Genomic DNA, 17,552 nt, shown 5'->3' on the forward strand with positions numbered 1-17,552 from the left:
CCGGCAGGGAGGGAAGCGGTCGGCGACGGTACGCGCGGTGCGCACCGTCGCCCGATCCTCAGTAGGTCGCGCGCACCGACAGGCCGAAGCGGCGATCGTTCAGCTGATATTGCAGCGGTGCCGATGGCGTGCCGATGTAGAGGATGTTCATGCGGTTGTTCAGGTTCACCACATCGGCCGACACCGCGACATGGTCGTTCAGGTTGACGCTGATCGACGCATCCAGCGACGCATAGGGCTTGGCGAACTGTCCCTGCCCGTTGGCGCCGCTGCCCGTCGTCTGTTCAAGATAGCTCGACCGGCCATTATAGGCGAGGCGGGCGGTGACCGGTCCCTTTTCGTACAGGCCGATCAGGTTGTAGCTGTGCTTCGACAGCTTTTCGAGCGGCAGGGTCGAGGGCAGGTTGTTGCTCGACGACGAGAACGGATTCTCTACGTTCGAGTCGACATAGGTGTAGTTCGCCTGGATGCCGAAGCCGCTGAGCAGGCCGGGCAGGAAGTCGAAGAACTGCTGATAGCCGGCTTCGAGGCCCTTGACCGTGCCGTCGCCCGAATTGAGCGTCGAGTTCACATTGTACTGCCGCCCGCCATAGGTGCCGATGAAGCGACCGCTGGACAGGAAGCCGTTGACCTTCTTGTAGAACAGGCCCGCGGTCAGCGATCCGGTCGGGGCGAAATACCATTCGGCGGTCAGGTCGAAATTGTCCGACTTGATCGGCCGGAGGAACGGGTTGCCCGAATTGGCGAAGGGCAGGCCGTTGTTCGGATCGACCTGGTTCGGGTTCTGCAGCGTGACGTTGGTCGACAGCACGTCGAAGTTCGGTCGCGCCACACCCTTCGAATAGGCGAAACGCATCTGGAACTGGTCGGTCAGCCGGGCGCGGATGTTCATGCTGGGCAGCACGTTGGTATAGTCGTTGCCGAGCGAGATCGCGGTGCTGGAGCCGTCGTTGTTGAACTGCGTACCGACCGATGTGGTGCGCGTCTTGACGATCCGCACGCCGACGCCGCCGTCGAAACGGATGCCGCCGAGCGCGAACTCGTAATCGGCGATGCCCCAGGCGGTGTAGGTCTTTTCGGTCTGGCGATTGAGGTCGCCCGGCGTGAACGCGTCCTTCGTCTGCGCACCGAACAGCGCATAGAGCGCCTTGGTCTGTTCCCACACGCCCTTGCCGGCCGGGAATGCCGGATACAGGATGCCGCCGGTGACGGAGTTGCCGTCGAACCAGTTCTTCGACGGACCCTTCATCGCCAATTGCGGGAAGTTGCTGAGCGGGATCAGCGGGGTACCGGCCGGCACGTCGCGGCAACCTGGCGAGATGCCCTGATAGAGACAGACACCGTTCCAGGTGCCGCGCAGGTCGATGCTGTTGTCCGAATAGCGGCCGCCGCCGCGAAGCTTCTTCAGGAAGCCGCCCTCGAAATCATATTCGATGTCATAGGCGAGCGCGAGCGTCTCGGCATCGTTGCGCTGGAGCGAATCCGCGATGAACGGCAGCGAGTAGTTCGCCGGGTTGTTCAGCACCGACGGATTGGTGACGTCCCAACGCGGATATTTGCCGCGCAGGTCGAATACGACGGTCGACGGGTGCGGGGCGACGGTGCCGCCATATTGCCCGGTCGCGTTCTGGTTGGTGCGGCTGTACAGCGACAGGACGTGGCCGTTGCGGTCGGCGTTATAGTAAGACGTCAGATACTGGACGTCGAAATTGACCTTGGCGCGGTCGGTCGCCTGCCAGCCGACGTTGAACGTGTAGTTCTGGCTGGCGCTCCACAATTCCTGATCGAAGCGGCCGGTTTCGAAGGTCTGCGGCGACAGCGATCCGCTGGTCGCATAACCGTCCTTGTTGAAGGTGAACGCGGCACCCGGCGTCGGCAGCGTGTTGTACTGCGTAACCTGGCCGGTGGAGTTGTACTGGTTACCGGGCAGGTTGTTGAAGTCGTAGTAATAGGCGCCGGTGCGGTTGAACCAGTATTTGGTGCCCTGATACTGCGCGGTAACCAGCACCGCGTCGCTTGCCTGCCACTGGACGGCCGCGGCAATGCCGAAGCGCTTGCGATCGCCCTTGTCGTCATAGACTTCGAAGCCGTACGGGACCTGCGCATTGCCCGGTGCATTCGCGATCGCGCCCGGACGCGCCTCGCCGAACGGGCCGGCGAGCAGGCCGTCCTGCCGGTAATGGCTCTTCGAATAGACCGCGTTCACCAGGAAACCGATTTCGCCGATGCTGGTATCGTAGCGGTTGCTGTACAGGCCCGAGAAGGCATAGCCGGGCTTGTCGACGCGGTCGTAATAATTGCCGCGCGCGGTCATGCTGATGACCTGACCGGTCGAATCGAACGGCCGGCGCGTGCGCAGGTTGACCGCGCCGCCGACGCCGCCTTCGATGATATTCGCGGGCGCGTTCTTGTAAACGTCGATGCCGGAAAGCAGTTCGGGCGGAATGCCTTCAAGGTCGAAGGCGCGGCCGCCGGACGCGGAGTAGACGGCGCGGCCGTCGAGGAAATTCTGCACTTGGGTCAGACCGCGGACGGTCACTGCCGGCTGGGTGCGGTGGTCGAAATCGGTCGCGCCTTCGCCATAGCGGCGCTGGATCTGCACACCGGTGATCCGCTGCAGCGCTTCGGTGGTGTTGACGTCGGGCAGCTTGCCGATGTCCTGCGCGCTGACCGAATCGACGATCTGGTCGGAGTTCTGCTTGATGGCCTGTGCGGTGCGCAGCGATGCGCGCACGCCGGTAACGACGATGTCGTCCGGGTTCTCGGTCGCCGCATCGGCGGTGGCCTGTGTCGTCGTCTGTGCGGATGCCGCGGCGGTGAACCCACCGACCGTCATCAGCGAAGCGCTCGCCAAAAGCGCGCGTTTGATCGTGTTCATTATCCCCTCTCCCCATTGATGGCCCTGACCCGAGCCTTGTCTGACATATTACCGTATATCATTTGCCTGACAATATGAAATCGAACGGTCGACGCGGCGATCGATTTGCGCCTATGTTCGCCATCGATAGGGGAGAGCCGGAATGGCCGTGCGTAAAGGGGGACAGCCCGCGAATGTCGCGCTGGCGCGCAGGATCGGTGTGGCGATCGTCACCGGGAAACACGAACCGGGAAGCGGCCTGCCCGGCGAGATCGATCTGGCGGAGAGCTTCAACGTATCGCGCAGCGTGATCCGCGAGTCGCTGCGGATGCTGGCTGCCAAGGGCCTGGTCGAAAGCCGGCCCAAGGCGGGCACCCGCGTACGCGAGCGGCAGGCGTGGAATCTGCTCGACCCCGAACTGCTGGGATGGATGTTCGAAGGCGAACCGCCGCCGCTCGCCTTCGTTCGCAGCCTGTTCCAGCTACGCATGATCGTCGAACCCGCTGCGGCGGAGCTGGCGGCGGTATCGCGCTCGCCCCGGCAATTGACGCGCATGGGGCACGCGCTGGAGGAAATGGCCCGTCTCGGCCTCGACAGCGAGGCTGGCCGGGCAGCGGATCAGAGCTTCCATGCGACCATTCTGGAAGCGACGGGCAACGAGTTGCTGGTCAGCCTGTCGGCGAGTATCGCAGCGGCGGTACGCTGGACGACCTTCTTCAAATATCGCGCCGGTGCGCCGCGCGATCCGGTGGGCGAGCATCAAGCGTTGTTCGAGGCGATCGCGCGGGGCGATGGCGCAGGCGCACGCACTGCGACCGAAACGCTGGTCGAACTGGCGCGGCAGGATACCGAACGCGCCATGGCCCTGTCGGCGATGACGGATAATATGTCTGGCAAATGAACCAGGCGGCAATCTTTCAGTCGTCCTGCCATTTGACGTCGAAGTGATTCGAGGTAATTGTCGTACAAGATAAAAATGGGGAGAGGTTGATGTTCGTCATCGACGCTGGCGCCGTCGCGCGCCGGTTCGCCGCCGTGTGCGCCGGGCAACGCGGGTACCATGGCAATTGGCGGTTCGCTGCCGGATGTGCTGCATTGGCGCTGGCCTTGCCCGCTACCGCGCAACAGAGCCGAATGGTCGCGTATTCGACCGGAACCAAGCCCGTGCTGCAGGTCGATGGTGCGCCCTATCTGCTGCTGGGTATGCAGTTGAACAATTCCAGCGGCTTTCCGGCCGAGTTCCGCCGCCTTGCTCCTGCCATCGCGCGCAGCCACGCCAATACGGTGATGGCGCCGATCGGGTGGGAAACGATCGAACCGGAGGAAGGGCGGTTCGACTGGACCGTCGTCGACGGCCTGATCGCCGAGGCGCGGGCGCAGGACGTGCGGCTGGTGCTGCTCTGGTTCGGCACCTGGAAGAACGGCAATATGAGCTATGTGCCGGCGTGGGTGAAGCGCGACCCTAAGCGCTTCCCCCGGGTGATGACGGCGGAGGGCAAGCCGATCGAGGTCCTGACGCCGATCGCGACGGCCAGCCGCGACGCCGACGCCCGCGCCTTCGCCGCACTGATGGCGCATCTGAAGGCGATCGACGCCGCGCGGGGCACGGTCATCATGGTGCAGGTGCAGAACGAGGCCGGGACGCTGGGCGCGGACCGCGACCATTCCCCCGCCGCCGAGGCATTGTTCCGGGCGCAGGTGCCCGCCGACATGGGTGGCGCGAAGCCGGGTGACTGGGTCGCCAACTTTGCCGAACGGGCGCCGGAGGCGTTCATGGCGTATCACACCGCGCGCTATGTCGGCGCGGTCGCGGCGGCGGGGAAGGCCGCCTATCCCCTCCCGCTCTACGTCAATGTCTGGCCGCGCGAACAGCCCGGTCTGTTGCGGCCGGGCGACAGTTCGCCGTCGGGCGGAGCGGTGTCGTGGCTGTTGCCGCAATGGCGTGCGCTGGCCCCGGCGATCGACGTGATCGGCGTCGACAATTACGACACCAATGTCGCACCCTATACCGAGATCGCGCGCGCCTATGACGTGCCGGGCAACCCGCTATTCGTACCCGAGACCGGCGGCAGCATGGCCCATGCCCGCCACGCCTTCTGGACGGTGGCGCAGCCTTACGCGATCGGCATCGGCAAGTTCGGCATCGCCACGGATTTCGGTATGAAGGACGGCAAGGAAGCCGAGGAGCCGATCGCACTCGATTACCGGTTGCTGCGCGACGTCGCACCGATCCTGCTGCCGCTGCGCGAGGCAGGGCGGGTGCGGGTGGCGGTCGAGCAGGACGGGATGGCGAACGTCCCGATGGGCTTTGCCGGCATGGATTTGGTCGCCCGGTTCGGGGCGGTGCGCGACGGCTATGGTGGACCGCGCGGGCAGGGCAATGCCGACCTGTCGGGGCGGGTCATCGCCGCGCAGGTCGCCGCCGACCGCTATCTGCTGACCGGTGCCGCCGCGAACCTGAAATTCGCCCTTCCGCTGGGGCAGGACGGGTCAGTGCAACTGGTGCGCGTCGAGGAAGGGCATGTCGAGAGCGGGCGGTTCGTGCGCGACCGGTTGCTCAATGGCGACGAGACCGCGTTCGGGCTGATCCTGCCGCTGACGGGCAAGACGCTGATGGTGACCGTGCAGGTGAACCGGTGAACCGGTCGCTGCGCCCCATGGTCCGTGCGCTGTGCGCGCTGGGCATCGCCGCCGCCGCACCCGTTGCCGCCCAGCCGCCCGAACGGCAGGAGGTCGCGATTATGCTGCGACCGGCGATCGATCGGCCTTCGACGGTGTTCGAGGGCTGGGGCACGGCGCTCGCCTGGTTCGCCGATGTCACCGGCGGCTGGCCGGCGGAGGAGCGGACGCGGCTGGCCGACCTGTTCTATGGGCCGGATGGCTTGGGATGGACGATCGCGCGGTACAATATCGGGGGGGGCAATGCCGCCGATACGCCGCCCTATCTGCGCCCCGGTGGCGCGGTGCCCGGTTTCTGGCGCCAGCCGCCGGGTACGACCGGACGCGACTGGTGGCGGCCCGACGATCCGGCGATGTGGGACTGGTCGCAGGACGTGCGGCAACGCTGGTGGCTGGATGCGATCCGCGACCGGGTGAAGACGCCGATCTTCGAAGCCTTCTCCAACTCGCCGCCATGGTTCATGACCGTATCGGGCCGGGTATCGGGCGCGGAAAAGGGCACCGACGACAATCTGCGACCGGGATATGAAGCGCCGTTCGCCGCCTATCTGGCGCGCAGCGTCGACGAACTGCAACGCCGCCACCGCATCACCTTCCGCACGCTTTCGCCGGTCAACGAACCGAACACCGATTACTGGTTCGCGGCGAACAAGCAGGAGGGCGCGCACTGGAACCCGGCGCGACAGGCGGCGATCATCGACGCCACCGATGCGGCGCTCAAGGCGCGGGGGCTGTCCACCGTGATCGCCGCGCCGGACGAAACCAATTCGCACGTCTTTCTAAGCGACTGGGCGGGCTATCCGGCGGCGACCCGTGCGCGGATTGGACAGCTCAACGTCCACAGCTATGGCACGGTCCACCAGACCGGCGTCCGCGACGTCGCGCGGGCGAGCGGCATCCGGCTGTGGATGAGTGAGAACGACGCGCCGCTGGCCGGCGATCCCGAAGCGGTCGACGGAATGGCAAGCCCGCTGGCCTTCGCCGAACATGTCGTGCTCGACCTCAAGCGGCTGGAGCCGGCGGCCTGGATATTCTGGCAGGCGGTCGAGGACTGGAGCGCACGCGACGGCAAGCCGGGGTCGAACTGGGGTCTGGTAAAGGCCGACCTCGCCGTAGCGCCGAACGCGCCGCACCGGATCGCGGTCACGCGCAAATATTGGGCGATGGCGCAGTTCAGCCGCTACATCCGCCCCGGCTATCGGCTCGTGCCTGTAGACGATCTCGATACGGTCGGCGCGCTGTCGCCGGACGGGCGGACGCTGGTGCTGGTCCACGTCAATCCGGCGCCGGTCGCGCGACGGTTGACGTTACCAAAGGCTCGGCGGGTGCGGATGATCCTGACCGACACCGGCCACGACGCCGTTCCGGTGTCAGGTGCCACCGTGCCGGCCCGGGCGATTGCGACCTTCATTCTCGAACGTTGATCGGCGGACGTGCTGCACGCCGAGCCGAAGGTGGCTTGGGCGGGATCGACATTCACCGGCCTATCGTCACCCCGGACCTGTTCCGGGGTGACGAAGGGAATGTACGCCGCTCTGCGGATTGGCTGGATGTCGGCCGCCCCTATTGTCGGCGATGTCAGGCTCCCGGTGGCTCAGATGTCGGCGTGATGCCCACCGCGCCAGTCTGCGAAAAGCGTGTCTCCGATGATCGCTGGCTCCGCCGCGCCCGCCCGTCTATGGTGCAGTATTCGAAGGGGAAACAGGGCATGGCTGAACTTACGATCGATCGGCGTGCCGTTGCGTCAACCGGCATTGACGGGCTGGACGACATCCTCGTCGGCGGTTTCACGCGGGAACGGATCTATCTTGTCGAGGGGACGCCCGGGACCGGCAAGACCACGCTCGGCCTGGGCTTCCTGCTCGATGGCGTCCGCGCGGGCGAAGCGGGCCTGTACGTCACTCTGGCCGAGACGCAGGTCGAACTTCTTGCCGTCGCCGAAAGCCATGGTTGGTCGCTTGACGCGATCGACCTTGTCGAGATGGTGCCGGTCGATGGCCTCGGCGAGGATCAGGAGCAGACGCTGCTTCACCCGAGCGAGGTCGAGCTTGGCGAGACCGTACGCGACATCATGGCGAAGGTGGACGCGATCCGGCCTGCCCGCGTCGTCATCGACAGCCTGTCCGAACTGCGGCTGCTCGCCCAGACGCCCGTCCGCTACCGCCGCCAGATATTGGCGCTGAAACATTTCTTCGCCTCGCGGCAGTGCACGGTCCTGCTGCTTGACGACAAGAGCGCCAGCGGCAGCGATCTCCAGCTTCAGAGCATCGCGCACGGCGTCATCATGCTGGAACAGACGCTGTCCGGTTTCGGCGCCCAACGCCGGCGCCTGCATGTCGTGAAGATGCGGGGCATCCGCTTCCGCGGCGGCTATCATGATTTCGAGATCGAGCGGGGCGGCCTGTGCGTCTATCCACGCCTCGTCGCCGCCGAACATGGCGCCAGCTACGATGATACACCGGTTTCGACCGGGTCGGATCAGCTCGACAGGCTGCTGGGCGGCGGGATCGCGCCCGGCACGGCGACGTTGCTCTCCGGTCCGGCAGGGGTCGGGAAGACCACCGCCACCGTCCAGATGATGGCCACCGGCCTGAAACGGGGCGACAAGGCGGCCTATTTTCTCTTCGACGAGCGCCTGCCGACGTTACTCAAGCGCTCGAAGTCGCTCGGCATGGATCTGGTGCCGTTCATCGAAGACGGCACGCTCGACATCCGGGGGATCGACCCGGCCGAATTGTCGCCGGGCGAGTTTGCCGGTGCCGTCCGCGATGCGGTGGAGACGTTCGGCGCGAAGATCATCGTGATCGACAGCCTCAACGCCTATCTCCAATCGATGCCGAACGAACAGCATCTCGTGCTCCAGATGCATGAGCTGTTGAGCTACCTTGGTCAGACGGGCGTGGTGACACTGCTGATCCTCGGCCTGCATGGCGTAACCGGCGATATTCGGGCGGACGTGGACCTCAGCTACCTCGCCGATACCGTCATGCAATTGCGTTATTTCGAAGCGCATGGTGAAGTTCGTCAGGCCATCTCCGTCATCAAGACGCGCACGGCGCGGCACGAACGGACCATTCGCGAGTTTCAGATCACGGAGCAGGGCCTGTCGGTCGGTGAAACGCTGAGAGACTTCCACGGCGTTCTGACGGGTATCCCGACCTTCTCGGGCGAGGGATCGAAGCTGATGCGGCAGGGTACCGACGCGACGACGGAGCTGGCTGACCAGTCGTGAGGAACCGGCTGCTGATCCTTGCCCCCCGCGGCCGAGATGCGGACGTCGCGGCCAAGCTGTTCGGGCAGAACGACATCGCGGTGCTGGTCTGTCCCGACATACCGGCGTTGCTGGATGCGATTGCCGTCGATGCCGGCGCGGTCATGCTGACCGAGGAAGTGCTGCTGGCTGCCGATGCGGCCAGGCTGGCCGAATGGATCGCCGAACAGCCGGCATGGTCCGACCTGCCCTTCATCGTCCTGGCCAACGGACATCGTGCGCCGCGCAGCGCACGTGCGCTCGAGCGGCTTCAGACGCTCGGCAACACGCTGTTGCTCGAACGACCGCTCCATGCGGAGGCGATGATCGGTGCGGTGCGATCGGCGCTCAAGGCGCGCCTCCGTCAATATCAGGTCCGCGACTTTGCCGCCGCGATGGAAGATGCGGTTCGGGATCGGACCGCGCAGCTTGGACTGGCGCGCGACAGTCTGGAGGTCGCGCTGGACGCTGCCGACATGGGGAGCTGGGACATCGATCTCGCCACCGGAGTCGCGCAGCGGACCCTGCGTCACGACCGCATCTTCGGGTATGACGGGCCGGCACCCGACTGGAACGTGGCGATCTTCCTGCGACACGTCGATCCGGATCAACGTGCGATGGTAGCCGCGCAGTTCGAGGCTGCGCCGGTGACGGGAAGCATCGATTTCGAGTGCAGCATTCGCACCGAGAACGGCACCCAGCGCTGGATCGCCGCAAAAGGTCGGATGCGCTACGCGCCGGACGGCACGCCGGTGCGCATGACGGGCGTCGTGTCCGACATTACCGAGCGCAAGGAGGCTGATGCGCAGCTGGCCCAATCGCACAAGATGGACGCCATCGGCCAGCTCACGGGCGGAGTGGCGCACGACTTCAACAATCTGCTCACCCCCATCGTCGGCAGCCTCGACCTCTTGCGCCGTCGCAGCAAGGAGGACGAAAAGGCGCAGCGCCTGATCGGCAGTGCCCTGCAGGCGGCCGAGCGCGCCGCGACCCTGACGCAGCGGTTGCTGGCCTTTGCCCGCCGGCAGGCGCTGAAACCGCAGGCGGTCGATGCCGGTGTGCTGATCGAAAGCATGTCCGATCTGCTGCAGCGGTCGCTGGGGCCGTCGATCAGGATCGTCTTCGAGCTTCCGCGACGCCTTCCGCCCGTCCGCGTCGATCCCAACCAGCTCGAACTCGCGCTGCTGAACCTAGCGATCAACGCCCGCGACGCCATGCCGGGCGGCGGCAAGCTGACGATCACCGCCACGAACATCGTCGTGGACGACCGGAACCTGCTCGGGCTCGATGCGGGCGGCTATGTCCGGATCACCGCGGCCGATACGGGCACCGGCATGGACAAGGCCACGCTGGCGCGCGCGACCGAACCGTTCTTCTCAACCAAGGGCATCGGCAAGGGCACGGGGCTGGGGCTGTCGATGATCCATGGCCTCGCCGCGCAATCGGGCGGCACGTTGCGGATCGAGAGCGAGCCGGGGCGGGGCACGTCGATCGCCATGTGGCTGCCGGTAACCGACGAGGCCGTCGTCCAGTCCGATGGCGGCTCCGCCGAACCGGTCCGTGCCCGCAGCGCCGCCCGGATATTGCTGGTGGACGATGAGGAAATCGTCCGCACCGCGACTGCCGAGATGCTTCGCGATATCGGCTACACCGTGACCGAAGCAAGTTCGGCCTCACAGGCGATCGCGGCGATCAGGGGCGGGATCGAGATCGACGGCATCGTGACGGATTACCTGATGCCCGGCATGAACGGCGCGCAGATGATCCAGGAACTGCGGCAGGGCGGCAATCGATCGCCCGTACTGCTCATCACCGGCTACGCGGCGAAGGGCGAGGACGTGCCGGCCGGCGTTCCTGTCCTCTCGAAGCCGTTTCGACAGGCCGATCTCGCCCGCAACCTGAACGAAATCCTGCGGCCCGCTCCGGATCATGTTCGGCTGAAGGCCGTATAGCGGCTCGACCCGCCGGCCATGTCGTTGACCATTTCGATCGCTCGTGGTTGAAATAGTCGGCGATCGGGTTGGGGGAACGGCAGGATGCGACGCGTGACGTGGTACGTGGCAATGATGCTTGCCGGGCTGGCCGTCGTTCCGGCAGCGGCGCGCGGACCGAGCGATGCCGTCGGTGCGATCGCCAGGGATTATGTGGCGCTGAGTTTGGCCGCGGGCGAGCGCGACCCCAATTATGTCGATGCCTATTTCGGCCCGAAAGACCTCGCCGCCGCAGCGAAACTCGACAGGCGCACCCCGTCCGAACTGAGCGCCGATGCGGCGAAGCTGCACGCGCGACTGGCAGCGATCGACCCGAAGACCCTGGCGCCGGACGAACGCAAGCGGCGCGCGGCGCTTCTGTTCCAGCTCACTGCCGCGCAAACGCGCATGGCAATGGTTGCGGGCAGGAAATTCAGCTTCGATCAGGAAACCAGGGGGCTGTTCGGCGTGACATTCGCCGCGCCGCCGCTGGCCAGTTTCGATCCCGTTCTGGCCGAACTCGACCGGCTCGTCCCCGCCGGACCGGGCACGCTCGCCGATCGCATCGAGAAGTTGAGCCACCGCTACACCGCGCCGCCGGACAAGGCGGAAACGGTTATCAAGGCAACGATCGCCGAATGCCGCCGCCGGACGCTGAACCATATCGCGATGCCGCCGGGTGAGGCGATCAAGCTGGAGATGGTCCGCGACAAGCCATGGGCCGGCTATAATTATTTCCAGGGCCATGCGCACAGTCTGGTACAGGTCAATCTCGATGTGCCGCTCAAGATGGACTATGTCATCAAGCTGGGCTGCCATGAGGCGTATCCCGGCCATCACGTGCTATATTCCCTGTACGAACGGAACATGGCGCAGCGGCGGGGCTGGATCGAATACACGCTGTTCCCGCTCTTTTCGCCGATGGCGCTGATTGCCGAGGGGGCGGCCGATTATGGTCCGGATCTGGCATTTTCGGACGATGAACGCATCGCTTTCGAGCGCGGAACATTGTTCCCGCTTGCCGGGCTTAATCCGTCCGACGTGGCGCTGTTCGAAAAGGTTCAGGCCGTGCAGGCGAAGCTCGCGCCGGTATCGTTGGTGATCGCCCGCGATTATATCGACGGGCGCATCGATCGCGACCGGGCGGTTGCACTGATGGAACGCTATGCCCTGCGAACCCCGCAAGAGGCGCAACGCGGCATACGGTTCGTGGACACCTATCGCAGCTATGTCCTCAACTATTATCTGGGTCGCGCCATGGTCGCCAGGACGATGGCGGCAGCGGGCAAGACCCCTGCCGCGCGCTGGGCGGCCTTCGAGAAGCTGATCGGCGGACCGACGACGCCCGACGACCTCGTGTCGCCGTGACAAGGATGCGCGCGGACAGGAACCCATGCTGCCTCCAGGGCCGATCGACATTCAGCTACGCCCGATGTCGCTCCTGATCGACGCCGCCAGCCCCTTCGTCACCCCGGACGTGTTTCGGGGTCCACCGAGCCGCAATCGCGGTCGATAGAGGCGCCTGCCGCACCGATTGGCGCGCCGTGGACCCCGGAACGAGTCCGGGGTGACGAAATGGGATGTGAATGTCGATCGGCCCTGGCGTATGCGCAACAAGCGCATGTGAATCACAGCCATCCCTTGTTTCGGGCGATGCGCCCTGCTTCGATCCGGTTGGCAGCACCGAGTTTCGCAGCGGCTTCGGAAAGATAGTTGCGGACCGTCCCCGGCGACAGCGAAAGGCGCAGCCCGATCTCGCGGTTCGGCAATCCTTCCTCGGCAAGCCGCAGCGCGTCGCGTTCGCGGTCGGTAAGCGGGTCGGGGCCGGCCTCCCACGCTTCGGCGGCAAGGTCGGCGGCGATCGCCCGGCCGCCGCCATGGACAGTGCGGATCGCGGTGGCGAGGCGTTCGACCGGCGTGTCCTTCAGCAGATAGCCGCGTACCCCCGCCGCCCGCGCACGGGCGAGATAGCCGGGCCGGGCAAAGGTCGTGACGATGACGACGCGGGTGGCGAGCCCTTCGGCCGACAGCCGCGCGGCGACGTCGATGCCGCTGCGCCCCGGCATCTCGATATCGGTCAGCAGGATGTCGGGCGCGAGGTCGCGGACCAGCGCCAGCGCGGCATCGCCATCCAGCGCGCGGCCGACGATCGTCATGTCGCCCTCGAACGCCAGCAGCGACGCGATCGCGCCCAGCACCAGCGCCTGATCCTCGGCGATGACGATCCGGATCATGCCGCGCCCACGGGCACGCGGGCGTCGACGCAGGTGCCCGGTCCGACCCATGCGACGTCCAGCGTACCGCCGGCGGCGGCAAGGCGCTGGCGCATCCCCGTCAGGCCGTGTCCCTCGCGGAACGAACCGCCGCGCCCGTCATCGACGATCCGGACGCCGGCAATGGTGTCGTCGGTGGTCAGGTCGATGTGGCACGCAACCGCCCCGGCATGGCGGATAACGTTCGTCACCGCCTCGCGCACCGTCATCGCCAGCACCGCGCCGGCATCGGGCGGAATAGAGTGGGGGTCGCCGGTCACGGTCGCGACGATCCCGGCGGCGCTCAGCGCGTCGCGCGACAGGTCGAGTTCGTGGCCGAGGCTGCCCCCGCCGGTCCCCGACAACGCGGCGCGGACATCGGACAGGCCGGTGCGGGCGATATCGGCCACCGCCCGCATCTCCGCCTGCGCGGCGGCGGCATCGGGCGTCACCAGCTTCGCGGCAAGGTCGGCGCGCAACGCGATCAGGGTCAGCGTGCGGCCGACCACATCGTGCAGGTCGCGCGCCATGCGTTCGCGTTCCGCGGTGCCCGCCAGACGACGCACCTCCTCCTGCGAAGCCAGCAGCGCCTGCGTCCGGTTGTAGAACGCCTCGCGCGAAAAGGTGCCGAACCCGGTCATCATCGCCAGCAGCACGCCCGGCAGCCACCACAGAAGCTGCTGTTCCAGCGCGATACCGACGCCGCCCGTCACGATCGCGATGGTCAGGATCGCGACGATCGCGCGGCGCGGCGGTTGCAGATAGCCGACCATCGCTGCGGCATAGATCGGGAACACCGTCCAACTGCCGCCGAAGGGGGCAAGGCCGCAACCAATCATCAGGATGATCGCCGCGGCCACCATCCGCGTGCGTTGTCCCGCGCTATAGGCCCGCAGATAGACCGGAAGGAACAGCGCGATCCCGGCGATCGACAGGACCAGCCCGGTTTCCCCCGGCGGACGCCAGAACCACGGCATCGCATAGAAGGGCAGATAGGCGAGCCACGGCAACGGCCCCTCGATCCAGCTTCTGCGCGACGCGACCACCATCGAGCGACCGTCGCGTGGCGAGGGGGGCGGCGTCAAGCCGGGTTCCGCCGCCAACCGGTCCATGCCCATACCCCCGCCGCCGCCGTCATGGCGACCGCGATCATGGCATGGGCGGGCAGGCTGCCAATCGTGTCCGTGCCGACGATGCCCCGCGCCAACTGGCCAAGGTGATAGGAAGGCGCGAACTCGCCGACCGCGCGCATCCAGCCCGGCAACATCGTCGAGGGAATCCACAGGCCGCCGACCACCGCCGAACCGAGGAACAGCGCGTTGGCGATCGCCACGGCCCCCTTGCCGCTCATCCGCATCCCGATCCCAAGGCCGATCAGTCCGAACGGCAGGGTGGAGGCGAAGTGTAGCAATGCCAGCACCAGCCATTGCCCCGCCGACAGCCGCACCCCGGCAACGATCGCGGCAAGGTAGATCAGCGTGACGGCGGCGCCGACGGCTGCGACCGCCGCGACCAGCTTGGCGGCAACGAACGCGGCGGCCGGCAGCGGCGACACGCGCTTGAGTTCAATCAGGCCCTGTTCGCGTTCCATGGCGACGCCCGCGCCGAACCCGAACAGTGCGGGACCGATCGCGGCGAACACGCCGTATCCCGCAAGGCTGGCGGCGGCGATGGCCGGGGAGGGGGACTGACCGATCGCGAGGGTGAACAGCGCATAGAAGGCAGCGGGCGTCAGCACGGTCGGCAACAGGAATTGCGGCAACCGCCACGATCGCTTGAGTTCGGCGATCGCTTCGCGGCGCCAGATGCCGGCGGGCAGGGTGGCGGTCATGCGGCGTTGCTCCGATCGGGCGCGAGCAGGATGGCGATGGCGTCCTCCAGCGCGGCATCGGCGATGCGCAACTGGGCGAGGGTCGGATCGGCGGCGCACAGCGCGCGTACCGTCGCCACCGCATCGGCGGTGACGATGCGGCAGTCGCCGCCATCGGCCCCGGCTTCACGGACGGCGGGTAGCGCTTGCACGATCGCGGGCGCAAGCGCGGTGCGGCAGCGGATGACCGACCCTCCTTCGCGGGCGCGCAGCCTGGCCGGGCTGTCGTCGGCGACGATCCGGCCATGGTCCATCACCAGCACGCGGTCGGCCAGCGCATCGGCCTCTTCCAGATCGTGGCTGGTCAGCAGTACGGCGGCACCGTCGTCGGCAGCGGCGCGCACCGTCGCCCACAGCGCCTGTCGCGACGCGCGGTCCATCGCCGCGGTCGGTTCGTCGAGGACCAGCAGCGCCGGACGCCCGCAGATCGCCAACGCATATTGCACCCGCCGCGCCTGCCCGCCCGACAGCGCACCGCAACGCCGCTGCGCAAGGTCGGTCAGGCCCGCGATTTCCAGCGTCTCGGATACGGGCCGCGGATCGGCGTAATAGCCAGATTGCAGCGTAACCACCTCCGTCACGCTGAGCACGTCGGGCAGGCCCGACGCCTGCAACATCACCCCCATCCGCATCCGTGCCGCCGGACGGGCCGGGTCAAGCCCGAACAGCCGCGCGGTGCCCGCATCGGGTTGCAGCCGGCCGGTCAGCAGGCCGACGGTCGTCGTCTTTCCCGCGCCATTGGGACCCAGCAGCGCAGTGACTTCGCCCGCTCGGATGGTGAGCGAGAAACGGTCGAGAACGGGGGTGGACCCCAGGCGTTTGGACACATCGGTCAGTGTCGCGATGGCGGAAAGATCGACTTGCACGGCGGCAACTCCCTGTCGTGATACCGCCGTCATGGGCGTGGTCGCGGAGCGATGGCAGTGCCGGCTGTCATGCGGATCGGGTGACATTTGTCATGATGATGATGCGAAAGGGGACGTTCGAACGCTGCCGCGCTGGCGATCGAAGAGGGGGGCGCACCCGCCGAGGAAGGATATTTGCGCTTCGGGTCTCTACCATTATCGACGACCTCGATCGGGTCGGGTGGGGGTGGCGGACATGCGCGCGGATGGTGAGGAAATCAGGGAACGTCGCCTCGCGCTGGCGAAATGGGTGGCGCGTGAGGTTCTGCCGCACGAGCATCGTGTCCGGCAGTGGCTGCGACGCTCGGGAACGATGGCCGAGGACGCCGACGATATCATCCAGGAGGCCTATTGCCGCCTCGCGATGCTGGAGGACGTCGATCATATCGACAACGCCTATGCCTATTTCTTCTCGGTCGTCCGGAACCTGCTCGTCCGTCGGCTCAAACGGCAACGGATCGTGCCGCTGGAGATCATCGCCGAGGTGGATGCCCTGCACGACGACCGCCCCTCTCCGGAACAAATGGTTGCCGGTCGCATGGCATACGCCCGCGCACTGGAAATGATCGCCCACCTGCCGGAGCGCTGTCGACGGATCGTGCATCTGCGCAAGATCGATGGGTGGTCGCAGCGTCGGATCGCGGAGCATCTCGGCACGACGGAAAAGGCCGTCGAGAAACAGGTTTGGCTCGGCGTCCGTGCTCTCAGGGAAGCCTGGAGCCGCGCAGAGCAGGATGCGGACGAGCGCGTGACAACCACCGAGCGGCATGGAGGACGTCACTGATGAACATGCAAGATACGGCAGCGGTCGCCGACGAGGCAGCGGCCTGGGTCGCGCAGATGGACGCCGAAGGCTGGAGCGATGTGAACGAGGCTGAACTGGGGCGCTGGTTAAGCGGTGACCCGCGGAGGCGCGGTGCATTGCTTCAGGCGCAGGCAGCGTGGATCGCGCTCGATGCGCCGGCCGGTTCCGGGAAGATCGAGGTCCGGCTGAAACGACGCACCATGCTCAAGGTAGCAGGAGGGGCGCTGGCGGCTTCCTTGGCAGGCGGCGTGTTCGTGCTGACCCGGGGAACCACCTACAGCACCCAATTGGGAGAGATACGACGCGTACCCCTGGCCGACGGTTCGAGCGCGACGATCAATACCGCTTCCGAGGTCAAGGTGGCGCTCGCCGAGCGCCGCCGTATGGTGACACTCACGCGGGGTGAGGCATGGTTTCGGGTCGCCAAGGACCCGGCACGCCCGTTCGTTGTCGAAGCCGGGCCGGTGCTGGTTCAGGCTGTTGGAACCGCATTCTCGGTGCGGCGTCGCGACCATGGTGCCGATGTTCTGGTCACCGAAGGCGTCGTTGAGGTATGGACCGCGCAGGCCGCCGGATACCGTACCAAATTGTCCGCCGGGCAAAGCGCCTTCGTCGCCGACAACGCTGCCGTCGAGCTATACGAGGAGAAGCCCTCGGCGGTCGATCGGGCGCTGGCATGGCGAACCGGCGCGATCGACCTTAACGGCCAGACGCTTTCCGCAGCAATCGGCGAATTCAACCGGTATAATCGTCGCAAGCTGGTGCTCACCGACGCGTCTCTGGCAGCTGAACAAATCGACGGGCTGTTTCGGACGGATGATCCGGAAGGTTTCGCGCGTGCGATCCAGTCCAGCTTCAACGTCGCGATCGATACGAACGACGAACAGACGATCCGGATCGGGGCAAACGAAAAATAATAATTCGGGTCGGCGGAGGGAAATCGATTGCCAGGGTCTCTTCGATG

Annotated in this window: 13 protein-coding genes; 8 read left to right on the top strand and 5 right to left on the bottom strand. The window is 66.4% G+C overall.

From position 1 onward, the window contains the following. Window positions 1-58: 58 nt before the first annotated feature. The gene (locus ASE83_RS17125) at window positions 59-2,878 is read right to left on the bottom strand and encodes a TonB-dependent receptor (RefSeq protein WP_082443104.1); all 2,820 of its coding nucleotides are present in this window, start codon (window positions 2,876-2,878) and stop codon (window positions 59-61) included. 142 nt (window positions 2,879-3,020) lie between these two features. Between ASE83_RS17125 and ASE83_RS17130 the strand changes: the two genes are divergently transcribed. The 6 genes from ASE83_RS17130 to ASE83_RS17155 all read left to right on the top strand — a co-directional run bounded on the left by ASE83_RS17130 (window position 3,021) and on the right by ASE83_RS17155 (window position 12,124). Further along, window positions 3,021-3,758 carry a FadR/GntR family transcriptional regulator gene (locus tag ASE83_RS17130; RefSeq protein WP_055793282.1) on the top strand — a complete coding sequence of 246 codons (738 nt, stop codon included), beginning with the start codon at window positions 3,021-3,023 and terminating at the stop codon, window positions 3,756-3,758. Between the two features lie 89 nt (window positions 3,759-3,847). Further along, complete coding sequence (locus ASE83_RS17135) at window positions 3,848-5,497, top strand: DUF5597 domain-containing protein (protein WP_200921924.1); 1,650 nt, start codon at window positions 3,848-3,850, stop codon at window positions 5,495-5,497. Continuing rightward, complete coding sequence (locus ASE83_RS17140) at window positions 5,494-6,960, top strand: glycoside hydrolase (RefSeq protein ID WP_235513041.1); 1,467 nt, start codon at window positions 5,494-5,496, stop codon at window positions 6,958-6,960. The genes ASE83_RS17135 and ASE83_RS17140 overlap by 4 nt, the downstream gene beginning before the upstream one ends. Window positions 6,961-6,995: 35 nt before the next feature. Continuing rightward, entirely contained in the window at window positions 6,996-8,768 is a 1,773-nt protein-coding gene (locus ASE83_RS17145; protein WP_327196642.1) for an ATPase domain-containing protein, read from the top strand. Next, window positions 8,765-10,738 carry a hybrid sensor histidine kinase/response regulator gene (locus ASE83_RS17150; RefSeq protein WP_055793285.1) on the top strand — a complete coding sequence of 658 codons (1,974 nt, stop codon included), beginning with the start codon at window positions 8,765-8,767 and terminating at the stop codon, window positions 10,736-10,738. Before ASE83_RS17145 ends, ASE83_RS17150 begins: the two co-directional genes overlap by 4 nt. Before the next feature lie 93 nt (window positions 10,739-10,831). Next, entirely contained in the window at window positions 10,832-12,124 is a 1,293-nt protein-coding gene (locus ASE83_RS17155; RefSeq protein WP_156360189.1) for a hypothetical protein, read from the top strand. Between the two features lie 260 nt (window positions 12,125-12,384). On the opposite strand, the gene ASE83_RS17160 is transcribed toward ASE83_RS17155, so the two are convergent. From ASE83_RS17160 to ASE83_RS17175, 4 genes are read right to left on the bottom strand one after another with little or no spacing between them, the layout of a single operon-like run. After that, the gene (locus ASE83_RS17160; protein WP_055793407.1) at window positions 12,385-12,990 is read right to left on the bottom strand and encodes a response regulator transcription factor; all 606 of its coding nucleotides are present in this window, start codon (window positions 12,988-12,990) and stop codon (window positions 12,385-12,387) included. Continuing rightward, window positions 12,987-14,093, bottom strand: coding sequence for a sensor histidine kinase (locus tag ASE83_RS17165; RefSeq protein WP_200921925.1), 1,107 nt, complete (start codon window positions 14,091-14,093; stop codon window positions 12,987-12,989). The genes ASE83_RS17160 and ASE83_RS17165 overlap by 4 nt, the downstream gene beginning before the upstream one ends. Next, on the bottom strand, window positions 14,090-14,839 hold the full coding sequence (locus tag ASE83_RS17170; RefSeq protein WP_055793291.1) for an ABC transporter permease: 750 nt from the start codon (window positions 14,837-14,839) through the stop codon (window positions 14,090-14,092). The genes ASE83_RS17165 and ASE83_RS17170 overlap by 4 nt, the downstream gene beginning before the upstream one ends. After that, window positions 14,836-15,744 carry an ABC transporter ATP-binding protein gene (locus ASE83_RS17175; protein WP_200921926.1) on the bottom strand — a complete coding sequence of 303 codons (909 nt, stop codon included), beginning with the start codon at window positions 15,742-15,744 and terminating at the stop codon, window positions 14,836-14,838. The genes ASE83_RS17170 and ASE83_RS17175 overlap by 4 nt, the downstream gene beginning before the upstream one ends. 235 nt (window positions 15,745-15,979) lie before the next feature. On the opposite strand from ASE83_RS17175, the gene ASE83_RS17180 reads away from it, so the two are divergent. Both ASE83_RS17180 and ASE83_RS17185 read left to right on the top strand, forming a co-directional pair. Next, window positions 15,980-16,567 carry an RNA polymerase sigma factor gene (locus ASE83_RS17180; RefSeq protein ID WP_235513043.1) on the top strand — a complete coding sequence of 196 codons (588 nt, stop codon included), beginning with the start codon at window positions 15,980-15,982 and terminating at the stop codon, window positions 16,565-16,567. Next, window positions 16,567-17,505: a FecR family protein gene (locus tag ASE83_RS17185; RefSeq protein WP_055793297.1), complete on the top strand. Its 939-nt coding sequence runs from the start codon at window positions 16,567-16,569 to the stop codon at window positions 17,503-17,505. The genes ASE83_RS17180 and ASE83_RS17185 overlap by 1 nt, the downstream gene beginning before the upstream one ends. Window positions 17,506-17,552: the final 47 nt, after the last annotated feature.

Origin of the sequence: Sphingomonas sp. Leaf32, from assembly GCF_001421765.1 — a bacterium.
Lineage (GTDB): Bacteria > Pseudomonadota > Alphaproteobacteria > Sphingomonadales > Sphingomonadaceae > Sphingomonas.

Coding starts and splice junctions, on each gene's coding strand:
- ASE83_RS17185 (WP_055793297.1), top strand. CDS start 16,567: ATGAACATGCAAGATACGGCAGCGGTCGCCGACGAGGCAGCGGCCTGG.
- ASE83_RS17180 (WP_235513043.1), top strand. CDS start 15,980: ATGCGCGCGGATGGTGAGGAAATCAGGGAACGTCGCCTCGCGCTGGCG.
- ASE83_RS17170 (WP_055793291.1), bottom strand. CDS start 14,839: ATGACCGCCACCCTGCCCGCCGGCATCTGGCGCCGCGAAGCGATCGCC.
- ASE83_RS17135 (WP_200921924.1), top strand. CDS start 3,848: ATGTTCGTCATCGACGCTGGCGCCGTCGCGCGCCGGTTCGCCGCCGTG.
- ASE83_RS17130 (WP_055793282.1), top strand. CDS start 3,021: ATGGCCGTGCGTAAAGGGGGACAGCCCGCGAATGTCGCGCTGGCGCGC.
- ASE83_RS17160 (WP_055793407.1), bottom strand. CDS start 12,990: ATGATCCGGATCGTCATCGCCGAGGATCAGGCGCTGGTGCTGGGCGCG.
- ASE83_RS17125 (WP_082443104.1), bottom strand. CDS start 2,878: ATGAACACGATCAAACGCGCGCTTTTGGCGAGCGCTTCGCTGATGACG.